This window comes from Streptomyces sp. CB01249 (assembly GCF_001905735.1).
GTDB lineage: Bacteria > Actinomycetota > Actinomycetes > Streptomycetales > Streptomycetaceae > Streptomyces.
Genome location: NZ_LISW01000001.1, coordinates 1,674,651 through 1,691,661, shown reverse-complemented (window position 1 = coordinate 1,691,661; position 17,011 = coordinate 1,674,651). Strand labels below are relative to the sequence as shown.

Here is a 17,011-nt window from a genome sequence, read left to right as displayed (position 1 = left end):
TGCGGCGACCGGCCGCCTGCGGGAACACTGTGCCGATGAACTCCCTGCGTGCTCTCGCCCATGTCGCGGCGCTGTCCTCGGGCCCGGCGGCGGACCCGGCTCTGCGTGTGACCCTCAACTTCCACCCGGACCGTCTGCTGGACGGCAGGCCCCTGCTGGAGGCGATGGCCGAAACCGGCGTCTACTCCTCGCAGTTCGTGACCGGCACGAGCAACGGCGGTCTCACGGCCCGTCCGGGCGGCGACCGGTGGCGCTGGGAGAGCAGGATCTTCGGCGGCGCCTATGACAGCGCCCCGGCCGGGGAGCGGCCGGTCTACGGGGCGTTGAACTTCCGCCGGTACGCGGTCGGCGGAGCGCCGAGGTTCGGCTCGGCGCATTTCCGGCTGGGCGCCGGGGCGTTGGAGCGTACGACCTTCTGCTACCCGGACAGCTTCTTCGAGCCCACGGACTTCGGGGTCGCCGCGCGCATGGGCCTGATCGCCCTCGCGCGCGCCGATGAGCAGGACGTGCTGGACGACTACATCGAGGCGCAGGTGCACGGGCCGGTCCGCCCGGACGCCCATGTGGAGGCGCTGGTCCTGGACCCCTGCTACCGGGGCACCGACGTGGAGGCGGCCGCCGGGCTGCTGGGCTGTGCGGTGGAGTGGCACCCCGGGTTCCGCCTGACGGTGGACGAGTTGCGCCGCCATCCCGGTTACCGGGGGCAGGAGTACGTGGACCTGGGCGCGGCCATCGCCGTGGACGGTGTGCTCGACCCCCGTGTCGTCGGGGACGCGGCGCGCACGGGGCGTTTCGAGCCGCAGGCGGTCAAGAAGGTGTGGCACTGCCTGGCACGCTTCGGCTTCGCGCACGAGGACCGGAGCGCGGCGGGCACCGGATCGCCGTGCGAGCCGGTGCGGGCGGGAAAGGACGGATGACCGGGGGGCCTGCCGTGCGGGGCTGGGTGTCCACATCCGCAGGGCGGCCGCCCCGGCCATGGGGAACGTGTGCCCCGTAGCGCCGCTGTCAATGGTGGCGCGGGAATTCTTCTTCGGCCGAAAACGGTGGGAATGGTCTGCGTATGACGGGGAATCCGATGATCGTCGTGATCGACACCCCTGCCCCGGCCATCCATCGGCTCGGGAGGGTCAGTTCAGTTGAGGAGAGATTGGCTGTGCTGCTTCCCACGCCCGCAGACCTGCGTGCCGCACTGTCCCGATACGCCGACGCGGTGATCGAGGACGAGCGCCGTTCCACCCCGGACACCATCCGGCAGCGGGAGGACACCGCGTACACCCTGTGCGTCATGACGGGCGTCAGTGACGTGCGCGAGGCCCTGAGCACGGCTGACGCCCTGCTGAGCGGCGGTGCCCTCGCGGCGGAGGCCGACCGGCCCGACCACTCGGACGCCGTTCCCGTCTGAGGCGCGCCCCGCGCGAGTGGCCGGCCGCCGGCGTCCCGGAGATCCGGGGCGCCGGCGGCCGGTGTGACGGCCGGCGCCGTCTGGAGCGTCAGGCCCCCGGGAGTTGCGGCCACACCGGAGGGGTGTGGTCCGCGTCATGTCCCTCACGTTGCCCCGGTGCCTCCGCCCATGCTTCCGGGGTATGGGAGCCGGGCCGCCGGGTACCCGGGGTTCCTCCCGCCGCATACGAGGCCAGCGTGGTCTGCCGCGGCCGACCCGATGGAGGACGCGGTACCGGATGACGTTGGTGCACGGCATATACGCGGCTGCGGGGATCGGCATCCTGATGGCCGCCGTCCTCCCCCCGCTGGTCCGCAGGCGTCCGTTCTCCATGCCCATGGTGTTCCTGGTGGCGGGTGCGGCGATCGCCCTGCTGCCGCTCGGCGTGCCCGTCGTGGACCCCGTGCGGGACCGGGTGTGGGTCGAGCATGTGACGGAAGTCTGCGTGATCGTCTCGCTGATGGGGGCCGGTCTCGCCATCGACCGGCCCTTCGGATGGCGTAGCTGGGCGGGGGCCTGGCGCTTCCTGGGGCTCGCCCTGCCGCTCACCGTCGGCGGTGTGGCGCTGCTCGGCGTGTGGCTCATGGGCTGGCCTCCGTCGGTGGCCCTGCTGCTGGCCGGTGCGCTGGCGCCGACCGATCCGGTGCTGGCGGCGGAGGTGCGGGTCGGGGAGCCGACGAGCGGGGACGACGCGGAGGACGAGGAGGAGGTGCGGTTCACGCTGACCTCGGAGGCCGGTCTCAACGACGGGCTCGCGATGCCGTTCGTGCTGGCCTCCGTGGCGCTGGCGGCGACGGCGGGCGGCGGCTGGTCGGCGGGGTGGATCGGCCACTGGCTGCTGGCCGATGTGCTGGTGCGGGCGGCGGTCGGACTGGCCGCCGGGGTGGCCGTGGGACGACTGCTGGGCCGGCTGTTCTTCCGCTCCCGGCACCTGCGCCTCTCGCAGCAGATGGAGGGCTTCACCGCGCTCGGCGCCACGTTCACCGCGTACGGACTGACCGAATTGCTCCATGGATACGGGTTCCTCGCGGTGTTCGTCGCGGCGTGCACGATACGGGCCGCCGAGCGCAGCCACGGCTACCACCAGGTGTTGCACGGGTTCAGCGAACAGATCGAGCGTCTGCTGACCGCCGTGCTGCTGTTCCTGCTGGGCGGCTATCTGGTCGCCGACGGGCTGGCGGACCTCCCGTGGCAAGGGGCGCTCCTCGGTCTCGCCCTGATCCTGGTGATCCGCCCGGCCGCCGGCGCCGCCGCCCAGCTGGGCTTCCCGGCCGGGCCGCGCGAGCGGGCGGTCACGGCCCTGTTCGGCATCCGGGGCATCGGCTCGCTCTTCTACCTGGCGTACGCGCTCGGCGAAGGCCCGTTCACGCGGTACGCCGACGAGCTGTGGGCGGTCACGGCGTTCACGGTTCTCGTCTCCGTGCTCCTGCACGGCGCCACGGCGACCCCGGTGATCCGGCGCCTGGACCGGCAGCGGGAGCGCGCCTACTGAGGCGCGCGGCCCGGGCGGACGGTCTCCACCATCTCGACCGGGTTGATGGGTTCCACCAGCTCCGCCGTCGCGGCGGCCACGAAGTGCGCGGGCGGCTCGCCGTCCAGCAGGGTGCGCGCGTAATTCGCGGCTGCCGAGGGCGACATGCCCGGCAGCTTCCGGCGCAGCATCCGCATCGCGTGCAGCCGTCCGTGCTCGGCGGCGGCCGCCCGTACGACGTCGTGGAGGTCGTCCACCGCCGTCCGTACGGGCAGGCCACGGATCCGGCCGCGATAGTCGTCCTGCCACGCGCCGGACACCGCCGAGACGACGCCGATCCGGTGCAGGCCCCCGTCGACGCGGTCGACCAGATACGGCCCGTTGCCCAGCAGCATGTCCCTGAAGGATTCGGTCCGCAGGTATTCCACGGACTGCCAGTGCACGATCCACACCAGCTCGTGTTCCTCGACGTCCGCCACGGCCACGGCCGGCTGTTCCACGCCCTTGGCCAGCCACTCGCGGTGCTCGCGCTCCAACTGCTCCTCGACGAGGCGCACCGCCTCTTCCCGCTCGATCACCCCCGGAGGCTCCCGTACGGCCGGGCGTGCCGTCTACTCCGTCCGCAGAGCCACCGCCGTACGGGCCCTGGCGGCCCAGCCCGCGGGCAGCAGGGCGCCCAGGGTGGCGATCACGAGGCCGCCGAGGACGAGCGGGAGCAGCCCGGCCGAGGGGTAGACCGCGAGGACGGATTCGGGGAGGCGCAGTCCCACGCTCCCGCCCATCGCGGGGAGAACGCGGTGGTGCAGGGCCACGCCGAGCGGTACGCCGAGAGCGCCCGCCGCAAGGCCCGTGACGGCGACTGAGGTGAGGACCATGGCGACGGTCTGGCGGGGCGTCATGCCGAGGGCCTTGTGGATGCCGATCTCCCGGACGCGCTCGCGGGTGTCCAGCAGCACCCCGTTGAGCACGCCGAGCCCGGCGACGGCGACGAGCATCAGGGTGAGGATCGCGGAGAGGGCGTTGAGCGTGGCGACCATGTCGCCGCCCGCGCCGAGCCCGCCCGCCCTGGCCGTGGCGCCCAGCGGCTCCAGGGCCTTGTTGAGCGCGTCGACGTAGGTGTGGACGTCGGTGCCCCGGGCGACCGCGATGTGGTGGCTGGTCTCCGTCAGGTCCGGGTGGGCCGCCCTGAGCGTCGCGGCATCGGTGAAGACCTGCATGCCGTCGTTGCGCGGGTCCAGGACCTCGCCGACGATCCGTAGGGTGACGGGCGCACCCAGGCCGCCCAGGGTGAGGGTGTCGCCGATGCGGGTGCCGGTGGCGGTGAGGAACGGGGACGGGACGGCGGCCTCGCCGGGCCGGGCGATCCAGCGGCCGGCGACCATGGTGTAGCCGCCCCAGGAGGCGTCGCCGGTGAAGGCGACGACGTCGGTGGTGCCGGGGAGCCCGTCCACCGTGGCGCGGACCGTGGAGGCGCTGTAGTACTTCCCGGTGCCCCGGGCCGCCTTGACGGCCGCCGCGACGGCCGCCGGGTCCGCCTCGGTGCGCTGCGCGGGGCGTTCGGCGCCCGGGGGCCCGAAGTCCGGCAGCGGCGCGGGCACGACGACGTCGGCGGCGTCGTGCGCCTTGGCCTTCATCACCTCGCCGAGCGAGGCGGCCATCCCCACGGTGAACGTGACGGCGACGGTGCCGAACAGGACCGCGGTGCCCATGGCCAGCGCGCGGGCGGGCCGGGCGAACGGCCGGACCAGGCCGAGCGCGACGGGCTGCGGCAGCGGCAGGCGTCCGGCGATGCGGGCCGCCCTCCGCCCGCGCGCGCCCGACGCGGTGCGGCCCACGGCGAGCGCGTCGACGGTGCGCAGCCGTCCCGCCCGCCAGGCGGCGGCCCACGCGGTCGCCGACACGAGGCCCAGCGCCCCGGCAACCACCGCAGCGTCGACCCAGGGCGCGACGGCCAGGGACGAGGCGCCGTACGCCTCTTCGGTCTCGGCCATCACGGGGACGGCGAGCAGGTGTCCCGCGACGATGCCGAGGACGGTCCCGGCGGTCGCGGGGATCAGCGCCTGGCCCACGTACGCCCGGACGACCTGGGCGGGGGTGAAGCCGACGGCCTTGAGGATGCCGATGCGGCGTGTCCCCGTACCGACGGCGGAGGCGACGACGTTGCCGACGGTGAGGACCGACATGACCAGGCCCAGGGCGCCGAACGCGAAGAGGAAGGGGACGTACAGGGCGGTGTCCTGCTCGGCGTTCCTCCTGACGGTCAGCCAGGACTGCTCGCCGGTGGCGGCCCCGGCGGGCAGGGACGCCTTCACGCTCCTGGCGCCTGCGGAGATCCGCGCGGCGGTGTCCGCCTCGGTGAAGCGGTAGAGCATCTGGAAGCCACCGGCGCCTTGCGGGGTCAGGGCCGTCATCTGGGCGGGGACCACCCAGGCGTCGGAGGTGCCGGTGACCGAGCGGGCGACACCGACGACGGTCAGGGCGGGATCGCCGGTCAGTCCGGTGAAGCGGATCTCCTTGCCCAGGACGGGGAAGAGGGAGGAGCCGGCGGAGAGGACGATCTCGCCGGGGCGCGCAGCCCAGCGGCCTTCGGTCAGGGCCACCCGGTCCACACCGCTGCCCGGGTCCGCCCGGCCCGTCACGGTGAGGGGCCAGCCGGGGCCGTACGCGTCGGCGCGCGGGGTGACCGTCGCCGTGCGGAAGGGGCCCACCGCCGCGCGTACGCCTTCGGTGTGCGCGGTCTCCGCCAGCCGCGCGGCGTCCACCTCCTCCGCGTCGAACCGCACGGACAGGTGGGCGCCGTGCTGCCGGGCGAACGCGTCGTCGAAGGGGGCGCCGGAGACCACGAGCAGCGATCCGGCGAGTACGGACGCGGCCACGGCCATCATCGCGGCGAGTCCGATGACCAGCGTCTGCACGCGGCGACGCGCCACTCCGGAGCGCACCACTCGGCCGAGGCCGCTCATCGGACGGCCTCCGGGGCGACGGCCTGCGACGGGAGGTCGTGGGTGATCCGGCCGTCGGCGATGCGGATGGTGCGGTGGGTGCAGGCACGGGCGAGCGCCAGGTCGTGGGTGACGAGGACGACGGTCTGGCCCTCGGCGTTGAGCTCGGTGAGCAGCCGGCTGACGTCCTGTCCGGCGGCGGTGTCCAGGGCTCCGGTCGGCTCGTCGGCCAGGAGCAGCGCCGGGCGGTTCATCAGGGCCCGGGCCACGGCGACGCGCTGGCGCTGGCCGCCGGAGAGACGGCCGGGGTAGGAGCGGGCGTGCCGGTCGATGCCGAGCCGTTGGAGGAGTCCGTCCGCCCGGCGGGCCGCCTCGCCCCGGGACAGGCCCGCGAGGCGGGCGGGCAGGGCGACGTTGTCGGTGACGGTCAGGTCGTCCAGCAGGTTGAAGAACTGGAAGACCATGCCGATCCGGGCACGTCGGTACAGCGCCGACGCGGCCTCGCCCAGCTGATCGACGCGCACACCGTCGACGGTGACCGACCCGGCGTCGGGGCGGTCGAGACCGGCGAGGAGGTTGAGGAGCGTCGACTTGCCGCTGCCGGAGGGGCCGAGGATCGCGACGGCCTCCCCCGGCAGCACGGTCAGCGACGCCTCGTGCAGGGCGGGCGGTCCGTCGTCGTAGCGGCGGCTCACCTCACGCAGCTCGATCAGCGGGGTGGTGCTCATGGCGGGCTCCTGGGTGATGTGCGGTCAGGTGGCGTGAACGCTAGGAGCGGACCGGCTCCGCGCGCGTCCGCCGCCCGGCCCCTTCGCCGTCCGGCGCCGGGATGAGCGGCGTGCCCGTCGTCCTTGCGATGTAGGCGGGCGGTGTACGCGCCGTCGCCGGAATGGGTACGGGGGCGGACTCCCCGGGGTCCGGGCCGCCGGGACAATGAAGCGGTGACGGATGTACGTACGAAGCTGGGCCGGTTGTGGGAGGTCGCGGTCCGGGCGGGGGGCCCACCGCCCCGGCCCACCGCGCGTGCCCGGCGGTTCGACGTGCTGGTGGCGCTGGTCCTGGGCGTCGCCACCGTGTACTACGGCGTGGACAACGCGAACAACGTGGTGGTGCGGGTCGTCGGCGGCACGGCCTATGCCCTGGAGCGCCCGTCCGGGACCGGTGGGATGGCCTTCATGGTGACGCTCGCGGCCGTGGCCTCGGGCGCCCTGGTGCTGCGCCGCCGCTTCCCGCTGGCCGTGCTGTGCGTGGTGACGGCCGCGACGCTGGCGACCCCGCAGAGCGTGATGCGCCTGACCTTCTACGCGTTCGTGATCGCGGTGTACAGCGCGGCCGTGTACAGCCCGCACCGGGTGGCGGCGCTCGTGGCGCTGCCGGTGTCGGTGGTGCTGGTCGGGACCTCCGGGAACTCGGTGACGCCGATCGTCCCCAACGAGTACATCGCGCTGCTGATCCTGATTCCGATGGCCGTGGCCGCCGTGGGTCTGCGGACCTGGAAGCTGCGGTCCGACGAGGGGCGGGCGCGGCTGTCCGTCCTGGAGCGCGAGCAGGAGGAGACGCTGCGCCGCGCCGTGGAGCAGGAACGGGCCAGGATCGCCCGCGAGTTGCACGACGTCGTCACGCACAACGTCAGCGTGATGATCATCCAGGCCGGTGCCGCCCGCACGATCATGAAGTCCTCGCCCGAGCTGGCCGGTGAGGCGCTGCTCGCCGTGGAGGCGGGCGGCCGGGCGGCGATGACCGAACTCCGCCATGTGGTGGGCCTGCTGACGGCGACCGCCGAGGACGGGGAGGCGGATTCCGGTGCGGTGGTCCCTCCGCCGCAGCCGGGACTCGACCAGCTGGAGGTGCTGGTGGGGCGGGTCCGGGACGCGGGCCTGCCGGTCGGCCTGACGGTGACGGGGCGGGCCCGTCCGCTGCCGCCCGGGATCGAACTCGCCGCGTACCGGGTCGTCCAGGAGGCCCTAACAAACACGGTGAAGCACGCGTCCGGCGCGTCGGCGGCCGTGTCCGTGGCATACGGGCCCCGCAGGCTGCGGGTGGAGGTCACCGACACCGGCGGGCGCCCGGGCGAGGGGGCCGGGAGCGGCCGGGGCCTGATCGGACTGCGTGAACGTCTGGCCGTGCACGACGGCACCCTGAGCACCGGGCCGCTGCCGGGCGGCGGTTACCGTGTGGAGGCCCTGATCCCCCTGGAGACGCCGTGACCGAGCCGCCGCGTGTACTCATCGCCGACGACCAGACCCTGGTACGCACCGGCTTCCGGCTGATCCTCGGCGCGGACGGCATCGAGGTCGTCGGCGAGGCCGTGAACGGGGCGGAGGCGGTCGACGCGGTGCGCCGCACCCGGCCGGACGTGGTGCTGATGGATGTCCGGATGCCCGAGATGGACGGCCTGGAGGCCACCCGGCGCATCCTCACCGGGGCCGCCGGCCAGCCCCGCGTCATCATCCTGACCACCTTCGACCTGGACCGCTATGTGTACGCGGCCCTGTCGGCCGGGGCCAGCGGCTTCCTGCTCAAGGACGTGACGCCCGAGCAGCTGACGGCGGCGGTGCGCACCGTGCGTACCGGTGACGCCCTCCTGGCCCCCGCCATCACCCGCCGCCTCGTTGAGCGGTTCACCCGGCGCGGCGGCGACACGGCCGCCTTGCACCGCGACCTCGCCGCGCTCACCCCGCGCGAACTGGAGGTCCTGGGCCTGCTCGCCCGGGGCCTGAGCAACGCGGAACTCGCGGCGCGCCTCCATCTGGCCGAGACGACCGTGAAGACGCACGTCGCCCGCATCCTCGCCAAGCTGGGCCTGCGCGACCGGGTGCAGGCGGTCATCGTCGCGTACGAGACGGGGCTGATCAGCGTGGGCGAACAGGACGGGGACCGGAACGAGGGCCAGGACGGAGATCCGGCTTAGGTCCAGGCGACGGCCACGTACTCCGGGATCAGCCCGGCTTCGGACACGATCACGCGGTCGAGGTAGCGACGTTGCAGGTCCTCGGGACCTCGGTCCTCGATCTCCGTGCCGAACAGCGTGACCAGCTCGTCGTGGGTCAGGAAGGACGCCTCCTCGGGGACCGACCGGCTGCGGAACCAGTCGCGCTGATCGGCCAGCACCTGGCTGCCCGCGGACGCCGCGGGCCAGTAGCTGACCGCGCTGACGGCGCACGTGCCGAACGTCGCACCGAGGGTGGTCACCGCACACGCGGTGCGCGCGGGCAGATAGAAGACCACCCCCTCGGCCACATAGGCCACGGGCCGCCCGTCGGCCCACTCACGTACCAGCGAGGAGAGCTCCGCGCGTGCCGCCGCGTCGTTGAGGTCGACCGGCAGATGCCGCACATCGCGCTCCGGCAGCACGCCCGCAGCCGTCAGCTCCGCCGCACGCTCCCGCTTGGCCTCGGCCATGCCGGGAAGGTCGGCCTCCAGCGCCGCCGCGAAGGGGAGGAGCCAAGGATACGAGGAGAATCCGGCGCCACAGCTCACGAGGACGGTGTCGGGGTCCTTGCGCAGCTGGGCGGCCAGGGTGTCGGCGATGTATCTGCCGCGCAGGGAGACGACCAGGTCGTCGTGTTCGTAGGTCACCTCGGCGTACTTGTTCCACAGCCCGCGCACGGCGGGCCGCTCCTGGTCGGGTATCCAGGCCCCCGCGAACGGGTCCTGGGAGAGGTCGGGCCTCCGGGCCCGGGACTCGTTGACGAGGTAGGCGGTCGCCTCGACTCCACTGTGCATGGCTGTGTACTCCCGGGGTCACGGAGGGCCTTGTCCCCGTGATCAAAGATCAGCCCGCCACCCCAGACAACTAAGCACTGGTAAAGGGCAATTGACGACTCCTCACTTCTGGGGCCGACTCACGCACCTTCCGCCTACGGCGGCCTCTCAGGCCGTGTCCAGCATCGCCGGGCCCCAGGGGGCCGCCCCCGAACCCTCCGCCCAGGCCGCGAGCGCGGTGCCGTCCACGCAGCGGATGCCGCACGCCTCCGCGTACTCCAGGGCGGGTGCGGTGAACTCACTGGTCGTCACCACGGCTGCGAGTTGTGCGCCATGGACCGTCCAGCAGGTGCCGCCGAAGCGCTGGAGGTCCTGGGAGCCGACCTTGTGCTCGGGGCCGTACTGCTTGCACTGCACGACGACGCGGCGGCCGTCGGGAGCGGTCGCGAGGACGTCGGCGCCCAAGTCACCCGCTCCGCCGACCACTTCGACCTCCCGGCAGCCGTCCCGCTCGCACAGCGCGGCCACCGCCTCCTCGAAGCCGTCCGGGTCGAGGGCGGCGAAGTCGGGGGTGGTGTACTCCGGGACGGGCGGCGGCAGTACGACGGTGAGCCCGTCGCGGGCTTCGGTGGCGGCATGCGGGACCTGCGCGGCGGGGACCGGTTCGGGGACGGGCTCCTCCCCGGGCGGCGGGATCATGCCCGCGCGGGCCGCCCGGCGCAGCTCACGGGCGCGGGGCATGGCCCGGAACAGGACGTAGAGCACGGGCAGGGCGAGGAGCGCCAGCAGCACGGCGGTGACCGGATGGGCACCGGCCCAGTGCGCGAAGCGGAGGAACAGCAGGATCGCCGCACCGATCAGGGCCGCGGCGAGGGCGAGGATGAGCAAGGGGCTCCGCACGGCGTCCGTGGCGCCGGGGCGGGGTGTGACGCCTCTCGTTCTGCGTATCGGCACCGGCGTCTCCTTAGCGGGTCGCGAATGTCATCGCCCGCCATGTGCCCCGAACAGCGCCGTCCATGATCAGCGAGCGGCGCCCGGCCTCAGGCCGGCCGGAACCGGTCGTGGATCTCGGGGCGCCGCTCGAAGCCCGCCGACAGGTACGCGGCCACGCCCCCGGTGTTGGAGCTCGGGGTGCACACGAGGGCGCTCGACGCGCCGAGTTCCCGGAGCGCGGCGGCCGCGGCCAGGGTGATCGCCCTGCCGTGGCCCCGGCGGCGGTGGTCCCGGTGCACGCCCATCGGTTCGAGGAGCCCCGGCCGCCCCGGCCCGGCGGACCACACCGTCACCGTCGCCACCGCGTCGCCCCGCTCGTCGCGCCCGAGCAGGCAGCGGGCGTCGGTGAACAGCGGCCCCGCGGCCATCGCGCGCCACCCGGCGTCCGTGAACCGCGAGCCCTGGAACGCCGAGCGGTGGACGGCCGCCACCTGGTGGGCCAGGCCGGGACCGGCGACCTCGATGGCCAGGTCCGGTGCGGGCACCGGCCCGGTCAGGTCGCGGCGCAGCGGCGTCCACGGCTCGTCGGTGCCCCAGCCCCGCTCCCCCAGCACCTCCCGGACCAGCGCGTCCTGCGGTGCCTCGACGGCCGCCCGGCCCTGCGGCAGCACCCCGTGTGCCGGGAGGGCGATGTCGTCGGCCACCCGTCGCGCGAGCTCCTCGTCCCGGCGGGCGTCCGGCGCGGTCGTCAGCCGGATCAGGCCGGGTCCGTCGAGCAGCCCGACGGCGAGGATCCGCCCGGCCCGCCTCCACGTCCTGACCGCTTCCGCGGTGGTCCGTGGGCCGGTCCGCCCGTACCAGCCGAGGTCGCCCGGGTGCAGCTGCATCGGGGCACCCTCGGCCTGCCACTCCCGCAGCGCGTCCGCCGCCGCGCCCAGTCCCTCGGTGTCCGGTGTGCCGAGTGCGATCGTCATGCCCCCGATCCCACACCACCGCCCGGCCGGACCGCATCCGCTTTCCGGGGCGCCGGGGCTGTGTTCCGTACGTCAGTCCCGCAGCACGCCCGCCGGTGCGGCGGGGAGTTCGCCGCAGTCGTACGTGTAGAGCCAGGCCATGGCCTTCTCGTAGAAGAAGCGGATCCCGACCGGCATCATCAGGTCCCGCACCCAACGTCCCAGTGGGCCCGCCGTCTTGGAGTCGCGGTTGCCCGCCGCCGCCCGGGCCATCCGCGCGATCCGGTCCGAGCGCGCCGCGTCGTACGCCGCGAGGGCCGCCGGTACGGAGGTCTCCGTGCCGAGCGAGCGCGCGAGCACAAGGGCGTCCTCCAGCGCCATCGACGCGCCCTGACCGGCACCCACGGGGTGGTCGGCGTCGCCGATCAGCACCATGCGGTCGTTGTGACGGGCCGTCACCGGGTCCAGGGTGTACGTCGGAGTGGGGCGGTGCAGTGTCACGGTGGCGGCGAGGACGGCGGACGGCACCCGCTCGTGCCGGTGGAGACCGGCGAGGTGGGTGAGCCATGCCTCGTCACCGCGGTCGAGATCCGGCTCCCCGGGGCTCGCGACCTGGGCCGACCACCAGACCCTGCCGTCCGGGGCCGCGAGGTGGAGGAAGGCGCCGTTGCGTGCGAACGTCATGTGGAAGACGCCGGGTTCGACGGGCACGCCTTCGGAAACGCCGGAGATGCTGTACAGACCGGCGTACGCGGGGACGGGCGCGTCCGGGTCGAGCAGGGTGCGGGTCACCGAGTGGATGCCGTCCGCGCCGACGAGCAGGGACGCCTCGGCCGTGCGGCCGCTCGCGAACACCGCGCGTACACCGGTGCCCGTCGCGGCGGCGTCCACCAGGCGTTCACCGGTGACGAGGTGTGCCCCGGCGGTCAGGGCCTCGGTGCGCAGCGTCTCGACCAGGGCACCGCGCATCAGCGTGACGCCGTGCAGGCCGTCGCCGCCGAGCCGCCCCCTCGGTACGTCCCCGAGCAGCTTGCCGGACCCGGCCCACATGCGCTGGCGCGGCACGTCGAAGCCCGCGCGCCGCACCTGTTCCAGGACGCCGAGGGCGCGCAGCACCCGTAGCCCGTTGGACGCGAGGCTGAGGAACGAGCCGACCCGGCCCGCCGGTTCGGCGTACGCCTCGTAGACCGTGACCTCCGCGCCGAGCCGCCGTAACGCGATGGCGCTCGCCATTCCGGCCACTCCCCCGCCGACGACGATGACGTTCACATCAGCCCCCTGAATTCATATTCACTGAATCTCAATTCATCGAACTCGGGTTCACTATGATGGGCACCCGACGGCACGTCAAGCGCGACAAGGAGCCACCGTCCGATGGGCGTTCGCAAGGAGAAGGCCGCCGAGACCGGGGCGGCGCTGAAGGAGGCGGCGCGCCGGCTGTTCGCCGAGCGGGGCTACCTCGATACGAAGATCACCGACATCACGCGTGAGGCCGGGCGCGCCACCGGCTCCTTCTACGCGCACTTCGCGGACAAGGAAGACCTGCTCAAGGCGTTGGTGGGCGATCTGAACGCGCAGTTGCACGCGGAGATGGGCGCGCAGAAGCACCCGGCCGACCACGACCTGACCGACCCGGCGCAGCTGCGTGCGCACCTGGCGGTCACCTGGCGGGTCATCCGCGACCATCTCCCGGTGATCGTGGCGATGATGCAGACCACCTTCGCGGGGCCGCCGAGCGCGGGGCGTGCCTGGGCGAGCCTGGCCGGGGACACGGGCATCTTCCGCGAGCACCTGGCCTGGCTGCGCGACCGGGGGCACCGCCTTCCGGGCGATCCGGCCGTGGTGGCCGCCGCCATGGGCGCGATGGTCTCGCAGCTCGCGTTCGCGGTGACGACGGCGGGGCCCGGGCGGCCGGAGGTCTCCGACGAGGAGATCATCGACACGCTGACCCGGCTGCTGCTGCACGGACTGGCCGGACCCGCGTCCGCGACGCCGGGTCCGGCCTGAGGGATGCCGCTGGGGCGTGTCCGCAAAGTCCCGTCGTACGCCCGGAGGGCGTGGCCCGCGGCGTCTGGTGCATCCCCAAGTTCTCGGCTTCGCTCGAACAGGGGAGACCCCACTTCTCGGCGTGCCGGCCGACATCCCTCGTACTGGACGTACTTGGGATTTCGGCCGGTGCGGCGAGAGTGCGTGCCAGGCGTCGCGGGCCAGACGGGACTTTGCGGACACGCCCCAGGGCGTTACGAGGTCTGGGACAGGGGCTTGGCGATGTCCTCCAGGGAGCGCTGCTCCGCGTCGACCGCGAGGAAGGCGGCGACCAGGCCCGCCGCGCACATCAGACCCGCGCCGATCGAGAACGCGAGGGCGGTGTCGCCGGGGACGCCCGACTCGGTGAGGTCGGCGAAGATCAGGGGGCCGCTGATCCCGCCGGCCGCGGTGCCGATCGCGTAGAAGAAGGCGATGGCCATCGCGCGGGTCTCCATGGGGAAGACCTCGGAGACCGTGAGATACGCGCTGCTGGCGCCGGCCGACGCGAAGAACAGCACCACGCACCAGCACGCGGTGAGGGTGTTGGCGGTCAGCGAGCCCCGGTCGAACAGCCAGGCCGTGATGAAGAGCAGGATGCCCGGCAGGATGTACGTACCGGCGATCATGATGCGCCGGCCGATGGTGTCGAACAGCTTGCCCAGGACGAGCGGGCCGATGAAGTTGCCCGCCGCGATCACCGCAAAGTAGTAGCCGGTGTGCCCGCTCTCCACGTCGTAGAACGTGGTGAGGATCGCGCCGAACCCGAAGGTGATCGCGTTGTAGAGGAAGGCCTGCCCGATGAAGAGGGAGAGGCCGAGCACCGCGCGCTTCGGGTAGCTCTGGAAGACGGTCTTGGCAATGAGCCCGAAGCCGATGCTCTTGCGCTGGTGGATCGTGATCTCTCCGGCCGGCGGCGGCAGCTTCTCGTGCTTCTCCGCCTCCACCTCCCGCTCGACGGAGTCGACCAGTTCGTCGGCCTCCTCGCCGTGCCCGTGGATGAACTGCCATCGCGGACTCTCCGGGACGTGCCGGCGTACGAGGAGGATCACCAGGCCCAGGACGACGCCGAGCGCGAAGGTGAGGCGCCAGCCGAGGTCCTTGGGGAAGATGCTCGTGTCCAGCATGACGATGGACAGCAGCGCACCGCCGACCGCGCCCAGCCAGTAGCTGCCGTTGATGATGAGGTCGACCCGGCCCCGGTACTTCGAGGGGATGAGCTCGTCGATGGCCGAGTTGATCGCCGCGTACTCGCCGCCGATGCCGAAGCCGGTGAGGAAGCGGAAGAGGAAGAACCACCAGGCGCTGAAGGACAGCGCGGTCATGGCGGTGGCGGCGAGATAGACCGCGAGCGTCACCATGAACAGCTTCTTGCGGCCGTAGCGGTCGGTGAGCCAGCCGAAGAACAGCGCACCCGTACAGGCACCCGCCACATAGAGGGCCGCGGCGAGTCCGGTGACCTGGGCGGACGTGATGTCGAGACCCGACCCGTCCTCGGAGAGCCGGCTCGCGATGTTGCCGACCGTCGTGACTTCGAGGCCGTCGAGAATCCATACGGTGCCGAGGCCGATGACGATCATCCAGTGCCAGCGCGACCACGGCAGCCGGTCGAGTCTGGCCGGTACGGCGGTGGTGACGGTGCCGAGTCCGGAGTCGCCGGGCGCCGCCGCCTCGTCGCGCCGGTCGCGCCCTCCGTCCCCTCCCCCACGTGGGCGATGCGCCCTGTCTCCAGGTCCCTCCGATGCGGCGGGGGTCGTCACGGCAGCTACCTCCTCGTCCGGGCGGGTGCGTCCTGCGGAGCCGCAGAGCACCCAATATCCGCCAGTTGCCCCGGCGCCGCCGCCGCACACGCGGCGACTGAGCCACATGGGCCCCGCGCACAGCCCGCTGACGGCGTGTCGGGAGACGCGCCACCCATTCGCGGGAGGCGCGGGAATAGTGCGCGCCGGGCGCTGTTGTCCCCGGCATGACTTCTGAGAAGCGTGAGACGTTCGGCCGGATCGGCATCTGGAACGGAGCCCTGCACTCCTCGCGGGTGGACGCCGACGGCAGGAAGGCGATCGCGGAGGCGGCCGCCGAGATCGAGGCGCTGGGTTACGGGACGCTGTGGCTCGGCGGCAGCCCCTCGCCCGACGACGCCGCCGAGATCGTCGCCGCCACCCGGACCGTCACCGTCGCGACGGGCATCCTGAGCATCTGGGACCACACCGCCGAGGAGGTGGCCGCCCGCATCGCCTCGATCGACGCGAGCGCCCGGGGCCGCTTCGTCCTCGGCCTGGGGGTGAGCCACGACGCGCTGGCCCCGCAGTACGCGAAGCCGTACAGCGCGATGGTGGCCTACCTGGACGCGCTGGACGCCGCCGACCCGTCCGTGGGCCCCCGGCACCGGGTGCTGGCGGCGCTCGGCCCGAAGATGCTGAAGCTGGCGTCCGACCGGGCGCTGGGCGCGCACCCCTACCTCGTCTCCGCCGCGCACACGGCGGAGGCGCGGCAGGCGCTCGGCCCGGACGCGCTGCTGGCGCCCGAGCTGTCCGTGGTGCTCGACACCGATCTCGACCGGGCCCGCGACACGGCGCGCGGGATGCTGGCGATGTACCTCAAGCTGCCCAACTACACCGGGAACCTGCTGCGCCTCGGCTTCACGGAGGGCGACTTCGACGGCGGGGGCAGCGCGCGTCTGCTGGACGCCCTCTTCGCCCTGGGCGACGCCGAGCGGGTGAAGGCGCGGACGCGCGAGTACGTGGACGCGGGCGCGGACCACGTGGCGCTCCAGGTGGTCACGACGGAGGGCGGCAGGACGGGGCTGCCACTGGCCGAGTACCGCGAGCTGGCGGACGCGTTCGGCGACGAGCTGTAACCGAGGGCGCCCGAGCCCCGGTCCGCGAGCCTGCGGGCCGGGGCTCTTGCATGGGCGGAGCCGCCCTCGTACATTATGAACATGTTCGGTGAACACGTTCACTCAACCCGGGCGGAGCAGAAGCGGCGGACCGCCGCCCGCATCGTCCGGGCCGCCGCCGCGCTCTTTCGTGAGCGGGGTTTCCAGAGCACGACGGTGCGTCAGATCGCTGCGGAGGCCGGGGTTTCGGTGGGCGCGGTGATGGCGGTCGGGGACAAGGAGTCGCTGCTGAGCCTGGTGTACGACCAGGCCATCGCGGACCGGATCCCGGCCCCTCCCGCACCGGCGGAGACGGGGGCCGCACCGCCCGCCGCCGACTACCTGGCGCACTATTTCGACCCGTTCCTGGCCCTGTTCGCCGAGAACGACGACCTGGCCCGCGCGTACTTCCGGACGCTGGCCCGGGGCAGGCCGGAGAACGCCGCCCTGGGCGCACTCCGCGCGCTCTCCGAGGACAACCTGAGGGCCGCGATGGTGAACGACGGGATGGACGAGGCGCGCGCCCGGCTCGGGGCGCAGGTGATGTTCGCCGGCTATCTCGGCGAACTGATGCTGCTCGCCGCCGGAACGACCGAACCCCAGCAGACGGCGGCGAGGCTCAGGACCATCGCCGCCTTCGTCACCGCGCAGGAAGGGCACTGACCC

At 73.3% G+C, this 17,011-nt stretch carries 16 protein-coding genes; 8 read left to right on the top strand and 8 right to left on the bottom strand.

The window, feature by feature from the left end; translation table 11 throughout:
• Positions 1-35: 35 nt before the first annotated feature.
• From AMK18_RS07155 to AMK18_RS07145, 3 genes are all read left to right on the top strand, one after another.
• Entirely contained in the window at positions 36-917 is an 882-nt protein-coding gene (locus tag AMK18_RS07155) for a DUF3626 domain-containing protein (protein ID WP_198956949.1), read from the top strand.
• Positions 918-1,153: 236 nt separating this feature from the next.
• Positions 1,154-1,402, top strand: a complete 249-nt coding sequence (locus AMK18_RS07150) for a DUF5133 domain-containing protein (RefSeq protein WP_018104943.1) — start codon at positions 1,154-1,156, stop codon at positions 1,400-1,402.
• 277 nt (positions 1,403-1,679) lie between these two features.
• The gene (locus AMK18_RS07145; RefSeq protein ID WP_073862095.1) at positions 1,680-2,933 is read left to right on the top strand and encodes a cation:proton antiporter; all 1,254 of its coding nucleotides are present in this window, start codon (positions 1,680-1,682) and stop codon (positions 2,931-2,933) included.
• Here AMK18_RS07145 and AMK18_RS07140 read toward each other — a convergent pair.
• Genes AMK18_RS07140 through AMK18_RS07130 form a run of 3 tightly spaced genes read right to left on the bottom strand, consistent with a single transcriptional unit; the run spans position 2,927 to position 6,582 of the window.
• Positions 2,927-3,490 (bottom strand): YrhB domain-containing protein, encoded by a 564-nt coding sequence (locus tag AMK18_RS07140; protein WP_073862094.1) that lies wholly within the window; start codon positions 3,488-3,490, stop codon positions 2,927-2,929. The two genes, AMK18_RS07145 and AMK18_RS07140, sit on opposite strands and share 7 nt — an antisense overlap.
• Before the next feature lie 33 nt (positions 3,491-3,523).
• Complete coding sequence (locus tag AMK18_RS07135) at positions 3,524-5,875, bottom strand: ABC transporter permease (RefSeq protein WP_198956948.1); 2,352 nt, start codon at positions 5,873-5,875, stop codon at positions 3,524-3,526.
• Complete coding sequence (locus AMK18_RS07130) at positions 5,872-6,582, bottom strand: ABC transporter ATP-binding protein (RefSeq protein ID WP_018104947.1); 711 nt, start codon at positions 6,580-6,582, stop codon at positions 5,872-5,874. Before AMK18_RS07130 ends, AMK18_RS07135 begins: the two co-directional genes overlap by 4 nt.
• A 213-nt stretch (positions 6,583-6,795) precedes the next feature.
• Between AMK18_RS07130 and AMK18_RS07125 the strand changes: the two genes are divergently transcribed.
• Entirely contained in the window at positions 6,796-8,061 is a 1,266-nt protein-coding gene (locus AMK18_RS07125) for a sensor histidine kinase (RefSeq protein ID WP_241836473.1), read from the top strand.
• Entirely contained in the window at positions 8,058-8,765 is a 708-nt protein-coding gene (locus tag AMK18_RS07120) for a response regulator (protein WP_073862091.1), read from the top strand. Before AMK18_RS07125 ends, AMK18_RS07120 begins: the two co-directional genes overlap by 4 nt.
• Here the strand turns inward: AMK18_RS07120 and AMK18_RS07115 are convergent.
• The 4 genes from AMK18_RS07115 to AMK18_RS07100 all read right to left on the bottom strand — a co-directional run bounded on the left by AMK18_RS07115 (position 8,762) and on the right by AMK18_RS07100 (position 12,714).
• Entirely contained in the window at positions 8,762-9,580 is an 819-nt protein-coding gene (locus AMK18_RS07115; RefSeq protein WP_073862090.1) for a class I SAM-dependent methyltransferase, read from the bottom strand. The genes AMK18_RS07120 and AMK18_RS07115 overlap by 4 nt on opposite strands.
• Before the next feature lie 147 nt (positions 9,581-9,727).
• Entirely contained in the window at positions 9,728-10,513 is a 786-nt protein-coding gene (locus tag AMK18_RS07110; RefSeq protein ID WP_198956947.1) for a restriction endonuclease, read from the bottom strand.
• Between the two features lie 86 nt (positions 10,514-10,599).
• Positions 10,600-11,466, bottom strand: a complete 867-nt coding sequence (locus tag AMK18_RS07105; protein WP_073862088.1) for a GNAT family N-acetyltransferase — start codon at positions 11,464-11,466, stop codon at positions 10,600-10,602.
• Positions 11,467-11,538: 72 nt separating this feature from the next.
• Positions 11,539-12,714 carry an FAD-dependent monooxygenase gene (locus AMK18_RS07100; RefSeq protein WP_073862087.1) on the bottom strand — a complete coding sequence of 392 codons (1,176 nt, stop codon included), beginning with the start codon at positions 12,712-12,714 and terminating at the stop codon, positions 11,539-11,541.
• A gap of 105 nt (positions 12,715-12,819) precedes the next feature.
• Between AMK18_RS07100 and AMK18_RS07095 the strand changes: the two genes are divergently transcribed.
• A complete protein-coding gene (locus AMK18_RS07095; RefSeq protein WP_073862086.1) occupies positions 12,820-13,452 on the top strand; it encodes a TetR/AcrR family transcriptional regulator in 633 nt (210 codons plus the stop codon).
• Positions 13,453-13,685: 233 nt separating this feature from the next.
• On the opposite strand, the gene AMK18_RS07085 is transcribed toward AMK18_RS07095, so the two are convergent.
• Positions 13,686-15,230, bottom strand: a complete 1,545-nt coding sequence (locus AMK18_RS07085) for an MFS transporter (protein ID WP_079199235.1) — start codon at positions 15,228-15,230, stop codon at positions 13,686-13,688.
• 206 nt (positions 15,231-15,436) lie between these two features.
• Here AMK18_RS07085 and AMK18_RS07080 point away from each other — a divergent pair, with 206 nt between their 5' ends.
• Both AMK18_RS07080 and AMK18_RS07075 read left to right on the top strand, forming a co-directional pair.
• Entirely contained in the window at positions 15,437-16,327 is an 891-nt protein-coding gene (locus AMK18_RS07080; protein WP_073862085.1) for a TIGR03620 family F420-dependent LLM class oxidoreductase, read from the top strand.
• An 81-nt stretch (positions 16,328-16,408) separates the two neighbouring features.
• Positions 16,409-17,008, top strand: a complete 600-nt coding sequence (locus tag AMK18_RS07075; protein ID WP_241836472.1) for a TetR/AcrR family transcriptional regulator — start codon at positions 16,409-16,411, stop codon at positions 17,006-17,008.
• Positions 17,009-17,011 lie beyond the last annotated feature (3 nt).